We start from the raw sequence: 20,702 nt of genomic DNA on the forward strand, positions 1-20,702 counted from the left end.
AGGACCAGGGCCACTGTCAGGGCCTCAATTCGATGACCGTCTTACCGATGCGGATCGGCACACCGGGTTCGACGGGCAACGCCCGGGTTAGTTGGCTTCCGCCGAGATAGGTTCCGTTGGTTGAACCGAGGTCCTCAACGAACCAGCGGCTGCCCTGGGGGAAGAGGCGGGCATGGCGCCCGGAGGCGTAGTCGTCTTCCAGGACGAGGGTTGCTTCCTGTGCCCGTCCAAGCAGGATGGGGCTGGCAGCCAGGTCAAGCGTGGTGCCGCGCAGGGGGCCTTCCGTCACTACGAGTTCCCTCGGCGTCACCTTGCTGGGGGCCGGCGCACGCTGTTCAAGGTTCGGGTCTTTGCGGATCTGGCGGGCCGTCGGGGTGCCGGTCCGGTTGCGGCTGCCCACGGCGAGGTCGCGTCGAATGGCGCCGACAACGCTGACCACCATGATCCACAGCAGGATCAGGAAGCCGTAGCGCAGGAGTGTTTCAGTTAATTCGCTGAGCACTAACGTCCCCCGGTCCGGACAGGCAGCAGCCGAAAGACGATTCGGGTGCGTCCCATGGTGATTGTGGATCCGTCGGTAAGCACTGCTTCACCTTGAACTTTCTGGCCGTTGACGAAGCTGCCGTTGGTGGAGCCCAGATCGACGGCACGGCTGGCTCCGTTCTCGGTACGGATCTCCAGATGGCGGCGCGAAACACCGGTGTCGTCCACGAGGATGTCGGCTTCGGAGGAGCGGCCCAGGACCACTGAGGGAGCATTGAGGGTGTAACGCTGGCCGTCAACGTCCAAGACAGGCTGCATCCGAGCCGAGGGTCCCTGCCGCGGTGCAGGAGGAGAGGGCATCCGGGCCTGGGCCGAGGGGGACTTTTCGGTGGATGAATCCACTTCAAGCACCCCTGCCTTAAGGGAGGAATCGCGGGTAAACGAAACCCGTACCGGGCCCTGGAGTGTGTAGGACTGGCTGCGTGCGTGTTTAATGACCACGTCGCAGAGCTCTTCAGCCAGGGGTGCACCCCACTTCTGTGCCTGGGCGAAGTCCGAGGTGGAGAGCCGCACAGTAAAGACATTCGGTGCCAGGGTCCGGCCCTGGCCCAGGACCATGGAATGCTGATCCAGTTCCTTGCGGAGTGCGATGGCAAGCTCCAGCGGTTCAACACGGCCGGACGAACCGGACGCGAAAGCACCACGAACAATCTTTTCGATGCCGCGTTCGACATTGTCGAGTATGCCCAAGTTCGTCTCCTTCCGTGTCCTGTCCAGTGAATTGCCTCGTCTGCAGTACCTGCCTGGCACCGTGGTGCCGGCGGAATCGACCGCCGGGACTGGTTCGGGACTGGTTCCGGCAGGGCACAGGTACATGCGTCCACTTCGATACTACTGGTGAGTGCAGATAATTGTCTTACCGCCGTCCCGGCGCCCCGCGTTCCGCTCCGGTGGCTGCGGCAAGCCGGTTACCGCTTCACGGCGTCCCCTGCAAAGCCGGAAGGACAGCCGGTGATTCCTTGCAGCAGTGCGGTTTTAGGGTGGCTTCGGAAGCCGTTTAGGTGTTTGGCCAAATTGCCGGTATGCTTGATTCTGCTGTTCCCGAGGAAACGCAACGAATGATCACAGACAGGATCCACTTGGATCGTGTGAGATTGTCCGCACAACGTTGCCACGGGAAACCATTTATGCGCGAGTGGCGGAACGGCAGACGCGCTGGCTTCAGGTGCCAGTGTCCGAAAGGGCGTGGGGGTTCAAATCCCCCCTCGCGCACATAGAAAAGAATGACCCCGGCCAGACGGCCGGGGTCATTTTTTTGCGTCGTGGATGATCGTCCCGCGAAGCAGGGGGGCGGAATAAGGGAGGGGCCGCGCAGCATCTGCGCGGCCCCTCCCTTATTGCGAATCCGGTGGGCTCCTAGGCGCGTTCGGCCTTCTTGGCTTCGGCTTCCTTTACCCGCTGGGCTTCCGCACGGACGGCTGCAAAGCTCGCACGTTCTTCAACCAGCCAGGCCGGCGGCTGGGCAAGCAGTGCCTTGATTTCCTCGGTGGTCAGGGCCTCGGTCACGCCGGCGCGGGTCAAACCGCCGATCGAGACGTTGAGCTTCTGCGCCACGACGGGGCGGGGATGGGGTCCGGTGCGGCGCAGCTCGGTGAGCCACTCAGGCGGATTGGACTGGAGTTCGTCGAATTGGGCCCGCGAAATAGGACCGTCCTGGAAATCCTGCGGCGCTGCGGGCAGATAGATGCCCAGTTTCTTGGCTGCCGTGGCAGGCTTCATGGATTGGGGAGATTTCTCGGTGGTCATATTCCAAGGGTATCCGCCCGCCGCGCCACCTCCCGGTGGGCTAAGGTGTTCTGATGCCCACAGACACATCAGCATCCCTGCAGGGGGCAACGTCGCGGCCGCTGACCGTGGCCTACGTACCGGGCGTGACGCCGGGCAAATGGATCACCCGCTGGCGTGAACGGCAGGACCAGGAACTGAGGACGTTCCAGTGTGAGGAGCCCGCAGCGCTGGAGGAACTTGCCTCCAACCGGGCGGACCTGGCGTTTATCCGTATTCCTGCCGAAGGTTTCGCGCGCCCGGACGGCGTGAATGTGATTCCGCTGTACGAAGAGCAGCCGGTCGCCGTTGCCTCAAAGGAGCACCCCCTGGCGGCCTTCGACGCCGTCGACCTCGCGGATCTCGACGGCGAGACGATCCTGGACATTGACGAGATGGGAGGCGCCGCCGTCGCGCTTGAGGTGGCTGCCGCCGGCAGCGGTGTTGTGATCCTCCCCATGTCGGTAGCCCGCCTGCACTCCCGGAAGGACGTTGCAGCGCGGCCCGTGAACGGTGTTCCGGCAACACGGATCGGAATTGCCTGGTTGCAGGACCGGGACGAGGCGGACATCGAAGAGTTTGTCGGGGTGGTGCGCGGGCGGACCGCGAACAGCTCCCGCCAACCCTCCATCCAAGCCGAACAGAAGTCCTCAGCCAGGAAGCGGACCAAGGAGCGCCAGACCCGGAGCGCGGCCAAGCCCGCGGCAAAGTCCGGCGGGCGTCCCGCAGGCAAGGGCAAAGGCGCCGGCAAGAACGGCAAACCGCGCCGCAGCCGTTGAAGCACCGTTGATTCCACAGCTGATCCGGCACTGCTGACACCGGCCGGAGCCGGAGGTACCCTTTCGCAGATGCGGATCAAAATGAGCGGCATCCATGTGGTCGACCCGGAACGTGCCTACGAGTTCTACACGGGCACCCTTGGCCTGGAACCCTTGATGGCCATGCCGGAGTACAACCTGTTCATCGTCTGCTCGCCTGAAGATCCGGGTGGCCCGGGGCTGCTGCTCGAACCCAGCGACAACCCGGTTGCCGAAGCGTACCGGACGGGGCTGTACCGGGAGCAGCTGCCCGTGCTGGTGCTCGGCGTACCGGATGTGCAGGCGGAGTATGAGCGGTTATCGGGGCTCGGCGTCCAGTTCCTCGGTGAACCCACCCTTGATTCAACGGGTGCCCAGGCGGTTTTCGACGACGGCTGCGGCAACTACCTGCAGCTTCACCAGGACTGACGCGAGGGCCAATCGCGATGCTGGGCCGGCGGTGTCCCGGCCGCCTTTCTCCGCCTGGGAGCACTCCCGCTAGCGTTCCCCCAGCCGCGGGTGCAGGCGGGATTCCTCCAGGTCCAGCAGCCGCTGCGCCTCCGAAAGGGTTCGGGACGCATAGCGTCCCTCTCGGCGGGCCAGCAGCAGCTGGTTCCGTTCGGCCTCGACGACGGCGCGGCGCAGCTCCCGGTATTGGAGCTGCGGCGTCGGATCCTCGTTTTCCCCGAGTGCACGTACCCGTTCCCAGGCCAGTTCGCTGCGGAGGAAGGTGCTCTGGCGGACCCTCTCAACCACATCCGGGTCCACCACCGGGCGTACGCCCGGGCATTGCGCCGGTTGCTCCAGGACGCTGAGCCCGGCACCGCTGAGCTCGTCCAGCAGCTTGGCCAGCTCCCTCAGATCCGATGCCACATCCCGGCCCCGAACCCCCAGGAGACGGATCAGCCACGGCAGGGTGACGCCCTGCAGCAGCAGGGTTGCCACGGCCACCGTGAAAGCGATCAGCACCAGCTGCTCGTGGTACGGGGTCTGCTCCGGCAGGGACTGGGCCGCGGCCAAGGTCACCACGCCCCGCATGCCGGACCAGGAGATCACCAAGCCTCCGCGCCAGCCCAAACCCTCGCGGCCGAGTTGCTCGACGTCGGCCCGGCGGCGGAGGTAGAGCAGCTCGGCCCGCCGATGCCGCCTGCGCTGCCGATCGTCGTTCAGCCCGCCCGCCTTGATCCGGTCCAGGCCCAGCCGGAACCGCTTGGTCCGCCGTTCCTGGTGACGGACCTTCAGCCGCAGCAGGTAGATCAAAGGAGTAACCCAGGCGAAGCGCAGCAGGATCAGCAGCACGGTGGTTGCCAGTCCGATCAGTACGGCATCGAGGACCGGAAGCAGGCTGGCGTCGACGTTCTCCACCAGATGCCGCAGTTCCAGTCCCATGAGGAGGAAAACGCCGTTTTCCAACAGGAACTGGATGGTCCGCCAGTTGATGCTGTCATTGATCCGGGCCTGCGCCGTCAGCGCTGAGGCACTGCGGTGCCCGGTGTACAGCCCGGCCACGACGACGGCGAGCACACCCGAGGCCCCGGCTTCCTCCGCCGGAATGAAGGCAATGAAGGGAACCACAAAGGAGATTGCCGTATCCAGAACCGGATCGGAGAGTTTCGATCGGACATATACCGTGGCCGCGCCTACCAGCAGTCCGACGAGAACGGCCATGACGACGGCGAAAGCAAAGTCACCGATGCCGGCCCAGATGCTCGACAGGCCCCCGGCGGAGGCGGCGACGGCGGAGCGCAGCAGCACCAGGGCGGTGGCATCATTGACCAGCCCCTCGCCTTCGAGCACCGTGACTAGGCGCGGCGGCAGGCCCAGCTTCTTTCCGATCGAAGTGGCAGCGACGGCGTCGGGCGGACTGACGACGGCGCCCAGCGCCACTGCGGCGGCGAAGTTCAGGTCCGGCAGCAGCAGGTAGAGGAGCAGCCCCGTGGCAAAAGCCGAAAACAGGACGAGGAAGACGGACAACGAGGAAATGGCACCGATGTTGCGCCGGAAGTCCACCACGGGGACGTTCACCGCGGCGGCGTAGAGCAGCGGGGGCAGCACGCCCATCAGGATCCATTCGTGCGGAACGGAGAACTCCGGCATGCCCGGCGTGTAGGAAAGGGCCAGCCCCACCACCACCAGGATCAATGGTGCAGCTATCCCGAGGCGTTTGGAAAAGGCAGCAACCGTCACAATGACGGCAACACCCACGACAGCAAAAAGAGCCAGTTCCACACTTCCACTTTAATCCTGCCCCGGCTGTGCTCCCGTCCGGGGAAGCGGTCTAGGTATAGGGGGACCAGCCGGTCAGCGCCGTCATGCCGTCCACGGTGACGCCGTATATCGCGTAAATGGTCACGGGCACCATCAGGGCCCATTCCCGCCATGATCCGGCCGCGCCGATCAGGGGCAGCGAGAAGCAGCCGCTGCTCCGCCAGAGCTTACTGACAACAGGGAAGCGGACCAGGGAACGCGGGCGCTTGATGCGCAGCGGCCACAGGATCATTACGCCCTGGTGGGTGAGGAGGTCACCGACAATATGCACTGCCACGCCCAGGCCCACCGCCACCGGCAGCCAGTCATTGTTTTCCGGGGCGTAGACGGCAATGAACCCCGAGAAGGCCAGGGCGAGGAACCAGCTGCGAACCGGCCCGCCGGCGATCTTCAGCGCCTTGAAGGCAAAGCCCATAAGCAGGACGGACAGGATCCCCGCTCCCACCGCCACTGATCCGAAGACCGGCACCTCGGTGGTCACCCTGCCCAGTGCTGTTGCCAGCGCCACGAAGACCGCCAGCCCGAGCAGGGAATGAGTGCCGCGCCGGTGGCCGCCGCTGACGGCCTCCGTAAAGCGGGCAAGGATTTTGGTGAGCGGGGGAAGGGAATGGGCAATGGTCCCGCTGTGATGGTCGAGATCGGGCAGCAGCGCGGCGCCGGCGGTCAAGAGGGCTCCGGTGACGACGCCGAGCGGCGTCACCGGATACCAGCCGAAGGCGTGGGGAGCGGTGGAGGCGACGGCAACCCATGCCGCGGCGCCGCTAGCGGCATGGTGGCCACCCATCATGGTTGAAAAGTCCTTCCAGAGGGCGGTGCAGGCGCCAAAAGAGTTTATTGAAGCTACCTATTTTTCCACGGTTTCCCCGGCCCCGCGTTCACCTTGGACCGACGGCGGAGATGCTTAGGCAACCGTGAAACCCAGGTGCCGGAGAATGGCATCCACTATTTCCGCGGGAGAATCCGTTATTTCAATCCGGATACCGGCCTCGTCCAGTGAGAGCGGCTCCAAAGTGCTCAACTGCGAGGGAAGCAGGGACGGCGGCATGAAATGTCCGCTTCGGGTTTTCATGCGTTCGGCGAGCACGTCGCTGCTCCCGTCCAGGTGGACGAACGTTACGTCCCCGGTCGCCTGTGCAAGTACGTTCCGGTACGTGCGTTTCAGCGCGGAACAAGTGACGATGGTGCATCGGCCGTTTTCCGCCTGGACACCCATCCAATCGCGGATGGCGTAGAGCCACGGCCAACGGTCGTCGTCGTCCAGGGGGACGCCGGCGGACATCTTGGCGATATTAACGGCCGGATGGAACTCGTCAGCCTCTGCTGCAATCCATCCGAGCCGTTTGGAAAGCAGATTGGCGATGGTGGTTTTGCCCGATCCGGCAACACCCATAATGACCAGGTGCTGTGCTGCTGGGGACATAGAAATCTCCTTGGGACGCCGTTGTCGCGGGTTCGGACCGGTTTGCCGGACGAACTTCTGAGCACAAAGGTATCACCAACTGTTGGAGCGGGGCCGGGTACATTGGGGCTCCGTCGGCGGCTGACCGAAGGCATGCTTCGGAGGCTAGGCTGAAGCAGGGAGCGGATGGCCGATACGAGCGGTATCCCCGCCGATTCGGCACCACTCACTCATATGCACTCTAAGGAATATACAAGGAACGTAGCTGGAAAGATGCGGATATGAACGAACATGCCGGGCCGCCGGCCGCGGTCCTGAACGCCCGGATCATCGAGACCCTGGGCCAGGACATTGCCTCCGGCGTGCTTGCCCCGGGGGACCGGCTCACGCTTGACGGGCTGCAGCAGGAGTTCGGAGTTTCCCGAACCGTGGTCCGTGACTGCATGCGGATCCTCGAGTCCATGAACCTGGTGTATTCCAAGCGCAGGGTCGGCATTGTGGTGCAGGAACCGCAGCTGTGGAATGTGTTCGATCCGCGGATCATCAAGTGGCGCCTGGCCGGACCGGGTCGGGCAGAGCAGTTCCGCACCCTGACCGAACTGCGGGTGGGCGTGGAGCCGGTAGCCGCGGCGGCCGCCGCCAGCCACGCGGCACCTGCTGAGCGGGACCGGATGGTGGAGCTGGCCGCGGAGCTTCGAAGGCTCGGCGAAGCGGGGGAGCTGGATGAGTTCCTGCAGGCCGATATTGAATTCCATACGTTGCTGCTGCGCGCCAGCGGCAACGATATGTTCGCCTCGCTTCAGGATGTGGTTGCCGAGGTGCTTACCGGCCGTACCCGGCAGGGCATGATGCCGGCGAACCCGAGCGAGGCTGCCCTGCGGGGACATGTGCTGGTGGCGGACGCCGTCGCTGCCGGGGACGGCGCTGCCGCACTGGCGCACATGATGGATTTGCTCGAAGAAGTGCGGCAGGCCATCGCCGGTTAGCCTTCCACTGGGCCAGCTGCCTGCCGGCGGTGCGGGGGGACGGCAAAGGCCGGCGCACCCCGTGGAAAAGGGATACGCCGGCCCGGAAGCCGGAGTCCTAGCGGGTCGGTTCCAGGTTGCTGTCTTCGGGGGTGACAACCTCTGCCGTGGCGGAAATGTTCTCGGCATCCACCATCCAGGCGTACTGCTCCAGCTTGGCAATAAAGCCGTGCAGGATGTCCGCAGTGGTCGGATCCTCTTCGTCCACCTGGTCGTGCACGTCGCGCATGGTCTTGACGACGGCCTCGAGCATGGCGACCACGTGCGTCACGGTATCGCTGGTGTCAACCAGCCCGGCGGGGAACGGCGGCAGGCTGGTGCCGTTGGCCACCGCCACGCTTCGGCCGTCCGGAACGGCGCGGAGGGCACGCATGCGCTCGGCCAGCTCGTCCGCGAAGATGCGCGCGTCGTCAATGATCTCGTCAAGCTGCAGGTGCAGGTCCCGGAAGTTCTTACCCACTACGTTCCAGTGGGCCTGCTTGCCCTGCAGGTGCAGTTCGATCATGTCCACCAGGACGGCCTGCAGGTTGGTGGTCAGCTCTTCAGATGCCTTCATGTTTCCTCCAATATTGACGAAAAATGAGTACTGGACTCACCTGCCGGAAAAACCCGGCTACGTTCCGGATCAAGCGCCTCCGGCAGGTGGATTGTTCCCCAGCCTAACCCCGGGGCGCGGCTCGGAACAGAATGGACCGGTTCCCGGGAAAGCTAATATAAGCAACCTTACTTCCAGTTGAAGGAACTTGTCGTCCTGTGTACGGTGAGGAAAACGGGGCCTGTGAGAAGCGGCCCGGCCAAAGGCAGGATTCGCACTACCGGAGGGACAGAATGACCACCGTAGAAGAGTCAATCAACGTATCAGTACCGGTTACCACCGCTTACAACCAGTGGACCCAGTTCGAGTCCTTCCCTCACTTCATGGGCGGCGTTCTCTCCATCACCCAGCTTTCCGACACCACCACCCATTGGGTAACCAAGGTGGCCGGTGTCGAGCGGGAATTCGACACCGAAATTACCGAGCAGCATCCGGATGAGCGGGTCGCCTGGAAGAGTACGGACGGAAAGTCGCATGCCGGCGTCGTAACGTTCCACCGCTTGGGCGACGCCGAGACCCGGGTCACCGTCCAGCTGGACTGGGATCCCGAAAATATCGTTGAGAAGCTGGGTTCCGTGGTCGGCGCCGATGACCGGCAGGTCAAGGCCGACCTCGCGCGGTTCAAGGAATTCATTGAAAGCCGCGGATCGGAAACGGGTTCGTGGCGGGGAAACGTTGATGCCCCCGGCAATGCCGCCACCGGGGCGGCCGGCACGGCTCCGGTAGGACCTACCTCGACCGACACCTCGCGGCTGGCGGCAGCCCCGGACGCGGATCCGGCGATGGATGATCCGGAATCCGGCGGACCCCGGGCCGGCCTCTAGCCGCCCGGCAGGTCAAACAAAGACTGCGGATGCCTTGCATGGCATCCGCAGTCTTTTTGGTTAAAACCGGGTCCGGCGATCAGGCGGGATCGAGGTTCTTGACCGCGGGACCTTCGAGCAGTGTTCCCTTCGCCGTGAACCGGGAGCCGTGCAGTGGACAATCCCAGGACTGTTCGGCGTCGTTCCAGTTCAAGACTCCCTTGAGGTGCGGGCACACGGCCGACACCCGGCTGGTCTCGCCGGCCACGGTGCAGGTCCCCACCGGTTTCCCGTTCTCCCGGGACACCACGCCCTGCCCCTCCGGCGGGGCCGTGTCAGTGCTGTTGGCCAGCCCGGCGGCCCAGCCGGTGAGCATGGAAAGCCCCACTTCGGCGTTGTCCCGCAGGGTGGACGCGGCATCCAGCGGGGCGACCCGGGGCTTGTACAGCTCGCGTGCCCACGGGTTTTCGCCGCCGAGAATCTCCGCGCTCAGGGCCAGCGAAGCCGCGACGGCATTGGTCATGCCCCACTTGTTGTAACCGGTGGCTACATAGATGTTGGACCCCATCACCGGCAGCTGCCCGACGTAGGGCAGGCTGCGTGCCGGTGAGTAGTCCTGCGCCGACCAGGCATAACTGGCCGCGCTTCCCACCGCGAAGTTCTCCACGGTCCAGTCCACCAGATCGTCCACCAGTTCCTGGGTGTGCTTTTTCCGGCCGACCGTGTGCCCGTTGCCCCCGGCGAGCAGGTAGGAGATACCGTCTGCCTCCGCGGTCCGCAGGGAGCGGGTGGGTGAATCGACGGAGAGGTACATGCCCTGCGGAACCTCTCCCGTCACCGGCAGGGCTACTGCGTAGGAACGCTCGGGTTTCAGCACGGCAAAGTAACCGCCGCGGTCAAGGATCGGGATGCCGGTGGCCAGCACCAGGTGCCGGGCGGTGACCTCGCCCTGGCTGGTTGCGACCTTGATGCCGGCGCCCTCCTCGTGGCGTGCGCCGGTCACCCGGACGCCCTCGATCAGGCGGCCGCCATGGGCGCGGTAATCCTTGGCCAGGCCGGCCAGCACCGTCATCGGCTGGATCTGGGCCTGGTCGCGGAGCCGCAGTGCACCCGTGGTTGCAAAGGGCAGCTCCGTCTCCGCTGTGAACTCGACGTCGAGTCCTGCCGCCTGGGCTGCCTCGTGTTCCTTCCGCAGGCTCTTGAGTCCCTGCTCGGTGGTGGCGTAGGTGTACGCGTCCCGGACCTCGTAGCCAATCCCGTTTTCGTCGCAGAAGCGCAGCAGCCAGCTTTGTCCCTGCCGGTTGGCTTCCACGTACTGGCGGGCAGTCTCCGCGTTGTGGTGCGAGGTGATGCTGGACAGCTGCGTTCCCTGCAGGAGGGAAACTTTGGCTGTGGTGTTGCCGGTGGTGACGGCGCCTACCGTGCGTGCTTCCAGGAGGGCTACGCGCTGTCCGCTGCGTGCCAGCAGGGCTGCCGTGGTGAGGCCGGTGAGTCCGGCGCCGACCACCACGGTGTCATAGGACGCCTCGGGGTCGAAGGGATCAGTGGGTATAACGGGCGCGGTATCGAGCCATAGAGATTTCAAGTTATCCTTCCCGCCAAGCTGACGAAGTGATGTGGGAGCCGCCCTGCGGTCCCATCTGGAGCATGCCGCCGTCGACGGCCCAGGAGGCCCCGGTGACGTAGGACGACGCCGGTGAGGCCAGGAAGGCCACGACGTCGGCGATCTCGGAGGCGTAGCCGGGCCGGCCCAGCGGAATCCCGGGGCGGTCCTCGGCCCGCGGATCGGAATCCGTCTGCCCGGTCATGGGTGTGGCGATTTCCCCGGGTGCCACCGAATTGGCCGTGATCCCGTAGCTGCCCAGCTCCAGGGCAATGGTCTTGATCAGCCCGCCGAGGCCGTGCTTGGAAGCGGTGTACGCCGCGGCACCCACCCGTGGCTGGAGTTCGTGGACGCTGGTGACGGCGATCAGCCGGCCGCCGTTGCCGGCCGCGACCATGCGCTGAGCTGCCCGCTGCAGGCAGAGGAAAGCCCCGCTGAGGTTGGTGTCCAAGGTGGTGCGCCAGGCGTCATAGCCCAGGTCCAGGAACTTCTGCCCGTCACCGGTTCCCGAGTTGTTGACGAACACGTCCAGGCCGCCCAGCTTCTCCGCCAGGGAATCCACGACGTCCGCGCACCCTGGGAGATCGGTGGTATCCAGATGGGCGACGACGGCGGTGCGGCCGTGCGAGCGGACCTCTTCCGCAGTGTCCATGGCACCGCGTTCATCCGAATGCCAGGTAATGCCCACATCCATTCCCGCCTTGGCGAGTGCTACGGCGGCGGCGCGTCCTATGCCGGAGTCCGACCCCGTAACTATTGCCGTTTTAGGCGCAAACTCCATCTGGTACCCCCTCATGGTCTTGGAAAGTCAGTATGCTTCCCACCTTGCCCCAATTGTGCAACAGTTTAAAGTCCTGATCACCGAATCCTCCCGGTCCGGTTCTCCGGTGCCGCGGAGCAGAGGAGTCATCATGGCATACCCCAGCTACAGTTCCAGCGGCGGACTCTCGGCACGCAGGACCAATGCGCAAAAAGCCGCAATTGCGTTCGGGATTGTTTTCCTGCTTATCGGAGTCCTGGGGTTCATTCCCGGGGCCACCATCAATTACAGCCAGCTTTACTTCTCGGGTTACGCATCCGAAGCCGCACTTCTGGGCATATTCCAGGTCTCGGTTCTCCACAACGTGGTCCACATGCTGCTGGGCTTTGCCGGGCTTGCCCTGGCGCGGAAGCACTCCTCGGCCAAGCTCTATCTGCTGGGAGGAGGCATCCTCTACGCCCTGCTCTTCATTTACGGGCTGCTCATCCCGCTGGACTCAGACGCCAACTTCGTTCCTTTCAACACGGCGGACAACTGGCTGCACGCAGTGCTGGCAGTGGTGATGATCCTGCTGGGCATCTTCCTGGGCCGTGAGAGCGAACCGAGCTCGTACCGCAGCAACCCGAACCCCGGTGAAGGGTCAGTCCCCAACTAGCCGGGCTGCCGCGTCCGATGCTGGAATCCGCAGCCCGCCCCGGTTAGCGTTGGAGCCATGGACGAACAGGAAATCCAGCACCGGATCCAGGAACTCGTAGCGCGGGAGCAGTCCCTGCGGGAGGCGGACCCGGGTGCGGAACCACAAAAGCATGCCGCGGAGCTAAAGCGGGTGGAGGAACAGCTGGACCAGTACTGGGACCTCCTCCGCCAGCGGCGGGCCAAGGCCGACGCCGGACAGGACCCGGATGAGGCGCAGGAGCGGCCCGTGGGTGAAGTCGAGGGATACCGCCAGTAGGGATCATCCCGTACGGCCGGCCCCGAGCGGACTAGTGCTGCTGCCGGCTGCCGGCCACCTTCGACGTGCCGGCTTCAGTATCCGGGTCCGCCGGTCCGGTGACCTCATGCAGCAGGGTGGCGGCACCGATGCTGCGCCGGAAGCCGCTGTCACCTCGGAAGGTCTCCCCAAGGGCCCACACCATCAGGCAGCCTTTGCTGAGGGTCTTCAGCAGCCCGGCGTTCCTGGGCGTCAGTGCCATCATGGACGCCACGCCAAACACGCCCCAGCCGATGAGCGGCCCGTTAGGCACCTTGAAAACGGTCTGCCGGCCGAACCGGTCCGTGAAGAAATTACGAGATGCCATAGCGGTCAGGCGCCTTTCCGGGTTTTGGCTGTGCTCTTGGTGCTCTTCGAGTTCGCGGTTTTGGCGGGAGCCTTCTTGGTGCCGTCCTCTTTGGTGCTTTTACTGTCGGTGCCGCTCTTTTTGTCGCGGTTCTTCTCTACGCTCCGCCGCAGCGCCTCCATGAGGTCCAGGACCTTGCCGCCCTCATCCTCCTCGGATTCTCCGCCGAAGGTCTCCTCCGTGTCGAGCGAGTCTCCCTGTTCGAGCTTGGCATCGATCAGGGTCTTGAGTTGCTCCTGGTAATCGTCGGTGAATTCGGAAGGATCGAAGTCCCCGCTGAAGGAATCCACGAGGGCCGAGGACATCTCCAGCTCCTTGGCGGAAATCCGCACCTTTTCGTCGAGGGAGGGGAAGGTGGCCTCCCGGACCTCGTCCTCCCACAGCAGGGTCTGGAGGGTCAGCACGTCGCCGCGTACGCGCAGGGCACCCAGCCGGCTCTTCTGCCGGAGCGAGAACTGGACGATAGCCGTGCGGTCGGTGTCCTCAAGGGTGCGGCGGAGCAGCACGTAGGACTTTGTCGATTTGGAGTCCGGCTCCAGATAGTACGTCCGGTCAAACAGGATGGGATCCACCTGCTCGCTGGGCACGAATTCCACGACGTCGATTTCCCGGCTTTTCTCCACGGGAAGGGACGCCAGATCCTCGTCGGTAAGGACTACCGTCTGCTCGCCGTCGTCGTACGCCTTTGCGATGTCCTTGTATTCCACCACCTCACCGCAGATCTCGCAGCGGCGCTGGTAGCGGATGCGTCCGCCGTCTTTGCCATGCACCTGGTGAAGGCTGACGTCGTGGTCCTCGGTGGCGGCATAAACCTTGACCGGCACGTTGACCAGCCCAAACGCAATGGCGCCTTTCCAGATCGCTCTCATGTAGTCCAGTGAACACTAGATTCCGGTTCCGTTGCCAGAGCCGGGTTTGTCTGCGCGTGCCTCCCGCAGATGCTCCCATAGCTGCCGGTATACGCGTGGATCGGAAAAATAGGCGGTATGGGATTCGGGAAAGGGCTTGCCTGAGTCGACTTCGCTGTCGGTCACGTTCACATCCCGGCCGGCAAACACGCGTTCGGCGCAGAAGGAAATCAGGTCGCGCTCGTCCCAGAAGTTCAACCAGGGGACTGCGGGCCCTGAACCGCCGCGGACCGGTCCGAGATAAGCGAGGGCATCGAGGAGATAGAACCACGGCGCCTGCGAGCCCACGGTCACCAGCAAATCCACCCGGATGCCGTTCGCTTCCGGGGAACTGAGCAGGTCAACAGCGGCCACGGAGCCGAGGCTGTGGCCGAACAACACGACAGGCGCGTCCTGGTCCGTGCTGCGCAGGGTATCCGCAATGCGGGCGCAGGCGGCCGGACCGTGGCGCAGATAGAAGGCGACCTTGCCGAAGAAGCTGCCCGCGGCATCCGTGAGGCGGATCCGGTGCCGGATCCCTGCCTCCGTGACCACCCCCAGGACCAGATCCTGCAGCGTTTCCCCCAGGAACGCGGCGTCAGGACGTGCCGGCGGGGCGCCGGCACTGGAGGCCTGTTTCAGCCAATCAGCCGCCCCCAGGTCCATGCCGAAAAGGGCCAGGGCCAGGGACGTATCGGTCACTCCAGGCGGATCGTCGGCCACATAGCGCGGGGGCAACGCCGGGACAAAGCTGACTTTATCGGGTGCGGCGGCGGCCCAATCGACCGGCAGCACCCGGTAATCGGACAATCCCGGCACCGCGGCCATCTGCTCCCGGATCCGGTCCGCGAGCTGCGGATTGGGCTGGCCGGTGCCCGGCAGGAAAACCAGCGTTCCGGGTTTCTCCGGTGGTCCGAGGGGTGCGGGATCCATGGCTGCCTCCTTCGTTGCGGCGGCACCTTCACCGGCCGCGCGGGCCAGCCGTTTGGGCCCGATAGGGACACTTTCACATGCCGCAGTCCATGCCGCCAGTGAAGGGGAGGACGTCAGCGCGCAGCGGCAGCGACGGGACTGAAAACGCGGGTCTGCATAATCACGTCGCCGGGCCCCTGCAGATCAACCACCAGGCCTTCGCCGCTCTTCAGCGAATTGAAGATGCCGGCCGCCTTGCGCGTCCGCATCTGGATGCTCGACTCCCAGCCCACGAGGTGGCCCGTGTCCAGAGTGAAGCCTTCCCCTGCTTTCAGGGATACAACGTCCAATGCTCCGTAGGAGGACACCAGGAGGTTGCCCTTGCCGCTGACCTTCAGCACAACGAGTCCCGAACCGGAAAACATGCCGTTCAGGGAGGCGTCCGGGCCGACGTCGAGATTCCCGTCGTTCGCCAGCCAGGCTCCCTTCGTCAGGCGGAAGCCCGTTGCGTTATCCACCCCGACGGAAACCACGTCTCCGACGGACTCGGAAATGACATCGACCCAGCCGCCCTCGGCGGGGGCGGTGAAAACGGTGGTGTGGAAGCTCTCCCCGCCGATCATTTTCCCCAGGCCCTTCATAAAGCCGCCGTCAGCCTTCGCAGTGAGCGTTACTCCGAAGGAATGCGCCATCATTGCTCCCGGCTGCACTTTCATTGCTTCGTGGGGTTCAAGGAAGCAGCGGGCTACTGCGTATGCCGGGCTGTGACGGATTTCTACTTTCACAATTACCTCTTATAAAAATATGGGATTCGGTGGTCTGCGCTGCGAATATAACTGCCTGAATCCTAAGTGCGGGGTTCCGTGGACCGGCGCGTCCGCAGAATTGCCTGCGGCAAGTCAGCGGCGGCAGCGGGCGGATAATGGGTGCAGTGAGGGAAGGCGAGGCCGTGGAAGCGAATATATCCGGATCCGGGCCCGCGCGTGTGGAACTGTCCGTGGGGCAGGTGGCCGAGCGCAGCGGCGTCAGCGTCTCGGCGCTGCACTTTTACGAACGTCAGGGCCTGCTCTCCAGCCGGCGGACACAGGGTAACCAGCGGCGCTATGACCGGTCGGTGCTGCGGCGGGTGGCCGTGATCCGCGCGGCGCAGCAGGCGGGCATTCCGCTGGCCGTGATCAACAAGGCTTTCGCCGAGCTGCCTCCGGACGGAGTTCCGGACCAGGCGGACTGGCAGCGGCTTTCTGCCGCCTGGCAGCAGGAACTCAATACCCGCATCCGCCACCTCCAGGCTCTTCGTGACCGGCTCGGCGGCTGCATCGGCTGCGGCTGCCTCTCCTTGGCCCAGTGCCGGTTCGTGAACCCCGACGATTCGGGCACCGGCACCGGTGCCCGGGCATTCGACATCTGAGTCTCCGATTTGACCTCAACTATGGTTGAGGTTTTAGCGTTGAGGGATGCCCTCGATGGGTTGGTCTGCGGAAGGACTTCAGATGACGCGGAATACGGCTCTGTGCGAGCGGAATGTAACGGATGCATTCAAGGACGCCTTTCGGGCCCACCCGGCGGGCGTGGCGATTATTACGGCCGACGGCGGCAGCGGCCCCGTGGGCCTGACGGCCTCCTCGGTTTCCTCGGTTTCGGCGGAGCCGCCGATCCTGTCCTTCTCCCTGGCGTCAACCCACGGGACAGCCGGCGTAATAGCCGCGGCAGAGACCGTCGTCGTCCACCTGCTTGGCGCCGAAAATGCCGGACTCGCCGCACTTTTCGCCCGGCAGGGCGCCGACCGGTTCGGCTCCACGCCAACCCGCACGCTGCCCGGCGGCGAACCCCTCCTGGAAGAAGCTCCCGTGGCACTTCGCTGCCGGGTCGACGGCAGGATCCCGGTGGGCAGCTCCATCCTGATTGCGGCCACCGTCCTGGAAATCCTCCCCGGCAGCACGGAGCAGGAGCCGCTGGTCTACCACAACCGGACCTATCACCGCCTGGGCGGGCACTCCGTTCTTGGCCAGGCCGGCCAGGTTGCTTCCGGAAGCGGCCAATAGCGGATAATCGGGTTCAGACCCGTACGGCGACCGTCGTCGGGAACGACCCCCCGGAAGGCACGGCGATGGCAAAGAAAAAACTCAAGGACCTGAGCAGCGGACAGAAAAAGGGCCTCGGAGCCCTGACCGGAATCCAGTTCCTGCTCGCCGGAGCTGCGCTTCGGGATTTGAAGAAGCGCCCTAAGGAGCAGATCCGCGGCAGCCGCGGATGGTGGATGGCTGCGTGCGGCATCAACTTCGCCGGTCCCATCGCCTACTTCCTCTTCGGCCGGCGGTCCGCCTAGGCATGGTGCGTTCCCGCAGCACCGGAACCAAACCGCCGGTCCTGGAGCCGGTCCGCCCGCAGGACCTGAGCGACGGTGCCGGCGTCCCGGTGGGCAGCCACCAGGAAGCGGTGGCCTATACCGGAGAATCCTTCGCCGGGTTCGAGCTGCGCGGGGCGGTGTTCTCCGAATGCAGCCTCACCGGAGTGTCCCTGGACAACGCCGACCTCACCGCTGCCCGGTTTCTGGAATCAACCCTGGAAAACCTGTACGCCCCGGTGTTCCGGGCGGCACGAACCACCTTCCGGGACGTGGAGATTTCCAACCCGCGGCTGGGTTCGGCTGAGCTTTACGGCGGAAGCTGGAACTCTGTCCGGGTTGACGGCGGCAAGATCGACTTCCTCAACCTGCGCGGCTGCACGCTGACCAATGTGCTGTTCTCCAACTGCATCATCGGGGAACTGGACCTGGACGGCGCGCGGCTGAACCGGGTGGCATTCCGCGACTGCCGGATCGACTCCCTGCTGCTGGGAAGCGGCGGCACGGCAGTGGATGCAGACCTGCGCGGATCCGCGTTCCGGAGCATCACCGGACTTGCCGGGCTTAAGGGGTTCACCGTGGACGAAGAACAGCTGGTGCTGCTGGCCCCGTTGCTCGCGGCCCAGCTGGGCCTGCGCGTAGAAGACTAGGGCTGCCCGGCGTACTGGTCCCAGGGAATGTTCCAGTCGCCGTAGCCGTCGTCAATGGGGACCGGACCGGCTTCGGTGTTCAGCACCTGCACCACGTCCCCGGCGTCGAAGGTGTCGTAGAAGTACTTGGCACCCTCGGCGGACATTCCGACGCAGCCGTGCGAAACATTGATCCGGCCCAGGGCACCCACCGCGCCGTCGAGGGCCTGGTGGACAAAGACGCCGCTGTTGGTCAGGCGGCTGGCCCAGGAGGCGTCGAACGGTTCGTAGTAGTCCGGGTCCCCGGGCGACAGCCCGATGCTTTCGGCGCGGAAGGGCAGCTTCTCGTGCTGGCTGACGACAACCTGGTAGCCGCCGGGCGAAGGCCAGGTGGGTTCGCCGAGGGTGACGGGGAAGGTCCGGACCAGCTGCCCGTCCAGGAAGACCTGCATGGTCTTGGTGTTGTTATCCACCACGGCCAGGCGGGTGTTGTGCGTGTTGAAGGTGCGGGTTTCGTTGAAGTTGCCGATCATGCCGTTGCCGAAGTCGACGCCGAACAACTGCATGTCCACGGTGATGGCGCTGTTGGGGGCCCAGAAGGCTTCCGGTCGGTAGCGGACCCGGTTGTCCGTGATCCAGAAGAAGGCACCGGTCTGGCCCGAGGTGCTGGTGACCTTGATGGCCTGTTCCACTGCGTCTTTATTGGTGACCGGTTCACTGAAGGTGATGTCGATGGGCTGGCCCACGCCCACACTGGCGGCGTTCTGCGGATACATGAAGGCATTGGCTTCATTCGCGGGAAGCACGGTTTCGAAGCCCTGCTTCCGGGTGGTCTCCTTGCCGGCGGAATCCGTGAGCACCACTTCCATGCCGTACCGGGTGTTGAAGGCCAGCGGCGCATCGGCGGTCCAGACGGCTCCGTCGCCGGACATCACGCCGGGCACGGGCTCTCCGCCTGCTTCGGGCTTCAGGATGACCTTGTTGATGACGGCATTGGTGGCCGTGACGGAGGGAAGTTCAGCGGGGTTGACGCCTACGGCGCCGTCAGCCGGCGTGGTGGTGATGGATACCGGGGCGGCCTGCACAGAGGGCGACGCCGATGCGGATGTACCGGCTGAGGGGGACGAGCCGGTTTCGGAAGGGCCCAGACGGCCGGTGGCGAAGGCTGCGCCGAGACTTCCGCCGATGACGAGCACCGCGGCAACCGCCGCGGCTATTGGCCATTTACGGCTCTTCTTGTCCTGCACAGCCAAGTCCCCTCAAGTACAAGCCGGGAGCCGTCACAAAGACGGAACCGGCATAGTTGCAGCTGGGCCGGCTGGACCGGCGCGTATTGTCCTACCGATGATATTAGCTTCTTTGGATTTCCCGAACGCTGTTACGCAATTGTCGCCTAAACGGTTTCAGGGGCGGCCGGCGTTGTCAGCCGTGCCGCCTGCCGCGTGATGTTCTTCGCCATGGAGGGAAAGATCAGGCCGTGGAAAGGGGCAATGAGCCACCAGTAGAGCTTGCCGCCCAGACCCTTAGGGAAGTAAATGGCGCGCTGCCGGTACAGGCTGCCTCCCTCGCCGTCCGGGTCCACGCGCATCTCCAGCCAGGCCTTGCCGGGCACCCGCATCTCCGCACGCAGCCGCAGCAGGGTGCCGCGCTCCAGCAGCTCCACCCGCCACCAGTCCACCACGTCACCGGTGAACAGTGTGGTGGGGTTCCGCCGGCCGCGGGTAAGGCCCGCCCCGCCGACGGTTTTGTCCAGGACCCCGCGGATGGCCCAGGCCATGGGCAGCGAATACCAGCCGTTCCGGCCGCCCACGCCCTCAATGACCTGCCAGATCGCGGCCGGGTCCACGGCCGCGCGGCGCTGCCGGGAGTCCACGTACACCGTCTGCCCCGCCCAGTCCGGGTCGCTGGGCAGCGGGTCGGAAGCCAGATCGGACGACGCCGAGGCGCTGGCCCAGGTGGTCTCCACCTCGCCGCGCTTCTCCTTGCCCAGCGCCCGCTTCACGGCGTCGTGGTAATCCGTCAGCCCGCCGTCGGGCTGCGGCAGGTATTGATCAATGTCGTGTTCCTTGGCGACGGCGTCGTGCTGCAGGGATTCCACCAGCGGCAGCGCCATCGAACGCGGGATCGGGGTCACCAGGGACACCCAGTGTCCGGCCAGCCGCGGCGCCGGCAGCGGCAGGGCGTAGATGCGGCGCCGGGGCAATCCGGCTTCCTCCGCATATCCGTTCATGATTTCCGCGTAGGTCAGGACTTCCCGTGATCCGATGTCGAACGTGCGGTTCACACCCGCGGGGATGTCCACGGCCCGTACCAGGTAGTGCAGGACGTCCCGAACCGCAATCGGTTCGATGCTTCGCCGGACCCAGCTTGGCGCCGGCATCACGGGCAGGGTTTCCGTCAGGTGCCGGATCATCTCGAAGGAGGCGGAACCGGAACCAATCACGACGCCGGCCTGGTACACAATGGCGGGCACCTCGCCATCGAGCAGGATCCGGCCCACCTCGGTTCGAGATTTCATGTGCGGCGACAACTCGCCTTCCTCCGGGTGAAGCCCGCCGAGATAGACGATCCGCTGCACGCCGGCCTCCGCGGCGGCGTCGGCCACCAAATGGGCGATGTCCGACTCCTGGCCGCCAAACCCCTTCCCGGACGCCATCGAGTGCACGAGGAAGTACAGGGTGTCGATGCCGGCGAAGGCCGCCGCGGCGGATTCCCGGTCCGAAAGATCACCCTGGACGATTTCGACCTCGGACGCCCAGGGCACATCGGAGAGCTTTTCGGGCGAGCGAGCCAGGACCCGCACCCGGTGGCCGTCCTCAAGCAGCAGCGGGACGAGCCGTCCGCCGATGTAGCCGGTGGCCCCCGTGACCAGGATGTGCTGGCTTTCTGTCATTTTTCCAACATACACACGCGCCGCCGCCGATGGTCAGGGCAGCCGGACGCTCTGGGCGAAACCCTCCGAAGACTCTCCCGGTTCGCTGCGGCGGTTGCCTCCGGATTGATAAGCCCCCTGATGAAATACTGGTATTTGCCCGG

At 65.0% G+C, this 20,702-nt stretch carries 24 protein-coding genes, 1 tRNA gene and 1 pseudogene; 11 read left to right on the plus strand and 15 right to left on the minus strand.

Annotation, left to right across the window (positions count from 1 at the left end):
* Positions 1-16: 16 nt before the first annotated feature.
* Together LJ760_RS05690 and LJ760_RS05695 are read right to left on the minus strand one after the other, a co-directional pair.
* Positions 17-502 carry an FHA domain-containing protein FhaB/FipA gene (locus tag LJ760_RS05690; RefSeq protein WP_442860635.1) on the minus strand — a complete coding sequence of 162 codons (486 nt, stop codon included), beginning with the start codon at positions 500-502 and terminating at the stop codon, positions 17-19.
* Entirely contained in the window at positions 502-1,233 is a 732-nt protein-coding gene (locus LJ760_RS05695; RefSeq protein WP_227920440.1) for an FhaA domain-containing protein, read from the minus strand. Before LJ760_RS05695 ends, LJ760_RS05690 begins: the two co-directional genes overlap by 1 nt.
* Positions 1,234-1,672: 439 nt before the next feature.
* On the opposite strand from LJ760_RS05695, the gene LJ760_RS05700 reads away from it, so the two are divergent.
* A tRNA-Leu gene (locus LJ760_RS05700) sits at positions 1,673-1,755 on the plus strand.
* Between the two features lie 144 nt (positions 1,756-1,899).
* Here the strand turns inward: LJ760_RS05700 and LJ760_RS05705 are convergent.
* Entirely contained in the window at positions 1,900-2,262 is a 363-nt protein-coding gene (locus tag LJ760_RS05705; protein WP_227920951.1) for a DUF5997 family protein, read from the minus strand.
* 80 nt (positions 2,263-2,342) lie between these two features.
* On the opposite strand from LJ760_RS05705, the gene LJ760_RS05710 reads away from it, so the two are divergent.
* Positions 2,343-3,086: a LysR family transcriptional regulator substrate-binding protein gene (locus LJ760_RS05710; protein ID WP_227920442.1), complete on the plus strand. Its 744-nt coding sequence runs from the start codon at positions 2,343-2,345 to the stop codon at positions 3,084-3,086.
* A gap of 69 nt (positions 3,087-3,155) precedes the next feature.
* Positions 3,156-3,533: a VOC family protein gene (locus LJ760_RS05715; protein WP_227920447.1), complete on the plus strand. Its 378-nt coding sequence runs from the start codon at positions 3,156-3,158 to the stop codon at positions 3,531-3,533.
* Between the two features lie 69 nt (positions 3,534-3,602).
* Here the strand turns inward: LJ760_RS05715 and LJ760_RS05720 are convergent, their stop codons facing one another.
* The 3 genes from LJ760_RS05720 to LJ760_RS05730 all read right to left on the minus strand — a co-directional run bounded on the left by LJ760_RS05720 (position 3,603) and on the right by LJ760_RS05730 (position 6,792).
* On the minus strand, positions 3,603-5,333 hold the full coding sequence (locus tag LJ760_RS05720; protein ID WP_227920449.1) for a cation:proton antiporter: 1,731 nt from the start codon (positions 5,331-5,333) through the stop codon (positions 3,603-3,605).
* A gap of 49 nt (positions 5,334-5,382) precedes the next feature.
* Entirely contained in the window at positions 5,383-6,159 is a 777-nt protein-coding gene (locus LJ760_RS05725; protein ID WP_227920450.1) for a metal-dependent hydrolase, read from the minus strand.
* Between the two features lie 114 nt (positions 6,160-6,273).
* On the minus strand, positions 6,274-6,792 hold the full coding sequence (locus tag LJ760_RS05730) for a gluconokinase (RefSeq protein ID WP_227920451.1): 519 nt from the start codon (positions 6,790-6,792) through the stop codon (positions 6,274-6,276).
* 260 nt (positions 6,793-7,052) lie between these two features.
* Between LJ760_RS05730 and LJ760_RS05735 the strand changes: the two genes are divergently transcribed.
* The gene (locus LJ760_RS05735; protein ID WP_227920453.1) at positions 7,053-7,757 is read left to right on the plus strand and encodes a FadR/GntR family transcriptional regulator; all 705 of its coding nucleotides are present in this window, start codon (positions 7,053-7,055) and stop codon (positions 7,755-7,757) included.
* A 97-nt stretch (positions 7,758-7,854) separates the two neighbouring features.
* Here LJ760_RS05735 and LJ760_RS05740 read toward each other — a convergent pair whose 3' ends face one another.
* Positions 7,855-8,352 (minus strand): Dps family protein, encoded by a 498-nt coding sequence (locus tag LJ760_RS05740; RefSeq protein ID WP_227920454.1) that lies wholly within the window; start codon positions 8,350-8,352, stop codon positions 7,855-7,857.
* A 272-nt stretch (positions 8,353-8,624) separates the two neighbouring features.
* On the opposite strand from LJ760_RS05740, the pseudogene LJ760_RS05745 reads away from it, so the two are divergent.
* Positions 8,625-9,068: pseudogene (locus tag LJ760_RS05745) on the plus strand (SRPBCC family protein); the annotation flags it as partial.
* A gap of 226 nt (positions 9,069-9,294) precedes the next feature.
* Here LJ760_RS05745 and LJ760_RS05750 read toward each other — a convergent pair.
* Positions 9,295-10,779, minus strand: coding sequence for an FAD-dependent oxidoreductase (locus LJ760_RS05750; RefSeq protein ID WP_227920456.1), 1,485 nt, complete (start codon positions 10,777-10,779; stop codon positions 9,295-9,297).
* Between the two features lies 1 nt (position 10,780).
* Complete coding sequence (locus tag LJ760_RS05755) at positions 10,781-11,578, minus strand: SDR family oxidoreductase (protein WP_227920459.1); 798 nt, start codon at positions 11,576-11,578, stop codon at positions 10,781-10,783.
* Between the two features lie 130 nt (positions 11,579-11,708).
* Here LJ760_RS05755 and LJ760_RS05760 point away from each other — a divergent pair, with 130 nt between their 5' ends.
* The gene (locus tag LJ760_RS05760) at positions 11,709-12,212 is read left to right on the plus strand and encodes a DUF4383 domain-containing protein (protein ID WP_227920470.1); all 504 of its coding nucleotides are present in this window, start codon (positions 11,709-11,711) and stop codon (positions 12,210-12,212) included.
* Between the two features lie 57 nt (positions 12,213-12,269).
* Entirely contained in the window at positions 12,270-12,509 is a 240-nt protein-coding gene (locus LJ760_RS05765; RefSeq protein WP_227920473.1) for a DUF2630 family protein, read from the plus strand.
* A gap of 31 nt (positions 12,510-12,540) precedes the next feature.
* Here the strand turns inward: LJ760_RS05765 and LJ760_RS05770 are convergent, their stop codons facing one another.
* The 4 genes from LJ760_RS05770 to LJ760_RS05785 form a co-directional block, all read right to left on the minus strand.
* Entirely contained in the window at positions 12,541-12,855 is a 315-nt protein-coding gene (locus LJ760_RS05770) for a hypothetical protein (RefSeq protein WP_227920476.1), read from the minus strand.
* 5 nt (positions 12,856-12,860) lie between these two features.
* On the minus strand, positions 12,861-13,763 hold the full coding sequence (gene ku / locus LJ760_RS05775; protein ID WP_227920480.1) for a non-homologous end joining protein Ku: 903 nt from the start codon (positions 13,761-13,763) through the stop codon (positions 12,861-12,863).
* A gap of 15 nt (positions 13,764-13,778) precedes the next feature.
* The gene (locus LJ760_RS05780; RefSeq protein WP_227920484.1) at positions 13,779-14,714 is read right to left on the minus strand and encodes a thioesterase domain-containing protein; all 936 of its coding nucleotides are present in this window, start codon (positions 14,712-14,714) and stop codon (positions 13,779-13,781) included.
* A gap of 113 nt (positions 14,715-14,827) precedes the next feature.
* On the minus strand, positions 14,828-15,478 hold the full coding sequence (locus LJ760_RS05785) for a TIGR00266 family protein (protein ID WP_227920486.1): 651 nt from the start codon (positions 15,476-15,478) through the stop codon (positions 14,828-14,830).
* Positions 15,479-15,642: 164 nt separating this feature from the next.
* On the opposite strand from LJ760_RS05785, the gene soxR reads away from it, so the two are divergent.
* The 4 genes from soxR to LJ760_RS05805 all read left to right on the plus strand — a co-directional run bounded on the left by soxR (position 15,643) and on the right by LJ760_RS05805 (position 17,687).
* A complete protein-coding gene (gene soxR, locus LJ760_RS05790) occupies positions 15,643-16,101 on the plus strand; it encodes a redox-sensitive transcriptional activator SoxR (RefSeq protein ID WP_227920491.1) in 459 nt (152 codons plus the stop codon).
* Between the two features lie 82 nt (positions 16,102-16,183).
* On the plus strand, positions 16,184-16,735 hold the full coding sequence (locus LJ760_RS05795; protein ID WP_227920493.1) for a flavin reductase family protein: 552 nt from the start codon (positions 16,184-16,186) through the stop codon (positions 16,733-16,735).
* 65 nt (positions 16,736-16,800) lie between these two features.
* Complete coding sequence (locus LJ760_RS05800; RefSeq protein WP_227920497.1) at positions 16,801-17,019, plus strand: PLDc N-terminal domain-containing protein; 219 nt, start codon at positions 16,801-16,803, stop codon at positions 17,017-17,019.
* 2 nt (positions 17,020-17,021) lie between these two features.
* Positions 17,022-17,687 carry a pentapeptide repeat-containing protein gene (locus LJ760_RS05805; RefSeq protein WP_227920499.1) on the plus strand — a complete coding sequence of 222 codons (666 nt, stop codon included), beginning with the start codon at positions 17,022-17,024 and terminating at the stop codon, positions 17,685-17,687.
* Here the strand turns inward: LJ760_RS05805 and LJ760_RS05810 are convergent.
* The gene (locus LJ760_RS05810) at positions 17,684-18,913 is read right to left on the minus strand and encodes a L,D-transpeptidase (protein ID WP_227920502.1); all 1,230 of its coding nucleotides are present in this window, start codon (positions 18,911-18,913) and stop codon (positions 17,684-17,686) included. The two genes, LJ760_RS05805 and LJ760_RS05810, sit on opposite strands and share 4 nt — an antisense overlap.
* Positions 18,914-19,059: 146 nt before the next feature.
* The gene (locus tag LJ760_RS05815; protein ID WP_227920504.1) at positions 19,060-20,559 is read right to left on the minus strand and encodes an SDR family oxidoreductase; all 1,500 of its coding nucleotides are present in this window, start codon (positions 20,557-20,559) and stop codon (positions 19,060-19,062) included.
* Between the last annotated feature and the right edge of the window lie 143 nt (positions 20,560-20,702).

The organism is Arthrobacter sp. zg-Y895 (genome assembly GCF_020731025.1).
GTDB lineage: Bacteria > Actinomycetota > Actinomycetes > Actinomycetales > Micrococcaceae > Arthrobacter_B.

Excerpts from the sequence above, each read along its gene's own strand:
- LJ760_RS05710 (WP_227920442.1), top strand. The coding sequence starts at position 2,343 with ATGCCCACAGACACATCAGCATCCCTGCAGGGGGCAACGTCGCGGCCG.
- LJ760_RS05760 (WP_227920470.1), top strand. The coding sequence starts at position 11,709 with ATGGCATACCCCAGCTACAGTTCCAGCGGCGGACTCTCGGCACGCAGG.
- LJ760_RS05725 (WP_227920450.1), bottom strand. The coding sequence starts at position 6,159 with ATGATGGGTGGCCACCATGCCGCTAGCGGCGCCGCGGCATGGGTTGCC.
- LJ760_RS05805 (WP_227920499.1), top strand. The coding sequence starts at position 17,022 with ATGGTGCGTTCCCGCAGCACCGGAACCAAACCGCCGGTCCTGGAGCCG.
- LJ760_RS05795 (WP_227920493.1), top strand. The coding sequence starts at position 16,184 with ATGACGCGGAATACGGCTCTGTGCGAGCGGAATGTAACGGATGCATTC.
- LJ760_RS05740 (WP_227920454.1), bottom strand. The coding sequence starts at position 8,352 with ATGAAGGCATCTGAAGAGCTGACCACCAACCTGCAGGCCGTCCTGGTG.
- LJ760_RS05755 (WP_227920459.1), bottom strand. The coding sequence starts at position 11,578 with ATGGAGTTTGCGCCTAAAACGGCAATAGTTACGGGGTCGGACTCCGGC.
- LJ760_RS05815 (WP_227920504.1), bottom strand. The coding sequence starts at position 20,559 with ATGACAGAAAGCCAGCACATCCTGGTCACGGGGGCCACCGGCTACATC.
- LJ760_RS05715 (WP_227920447.1), top strand. The coding sequence starts at position 3,156 with ATGCGGATCAAAATGAGCGGCATCCATGTGGTCGACCCGGAACGTGCC.
- LJ760_RS05765 (WP_227920473.1), top strand. The coding sequence starts at position 12,270 with ATGGACGAACAGGAAATCCAGCACCGGATCCAGGAACTCGTAGCGCGG.
- LJ760_RS05730 (WP_227920451.1), bottom strand. The coding sequence starts at position 6,792 with ATGTCCCCAGCAGCACAGCACCTGGTCATTATGGGTGTTGCCGGATCG.
- LJ760_RS05705 (WP_227920951.1), bottom strand. The coding sequence starts at position 2,262 with ATGAAGCCTGCCACGGCAGCCAAGAAACTGGGCATCTATCTGCCCGCA.
- LJ760_RS05800 (WP_227920497.1), top strand. The coding sequence starts at position 16,801 with ATGGCAAAGAAAAAACTCAAGGACCTGAGCAGCGGACAGAAAAAGGGC.
- LJ760_RS05735 (WP_227920453.1), top strand. The coding sequence starts at position 7,053 with ATGAACGAACATGCCGGGCCGCCGGCCGCGGTCCTGAACGCCCGGATC.
- ku (WP_227920480.1), bottom strand. The coding sequence starts at position 13,763 with ATGAGAGCGATCTGGAAAGGCGCCATTGCGTTTGGGCTGGTCAACGTG.
- LJ760_RS05770 (WP_227920476.1), bottom strand. The coding sequence starts at position 12,855 with ATGGCATCTCGTAATTTCTTCACGGACCGGTTCGGCCGGCAGACCGTT.
- LJ760_RS05780 (WP_227920484.1), bottom strand. The coding sequence starts at position 14,714 with ATGGATCCCGCACCCCTCGGACCACCGGAGAAACCCGGAACGCTGGTT.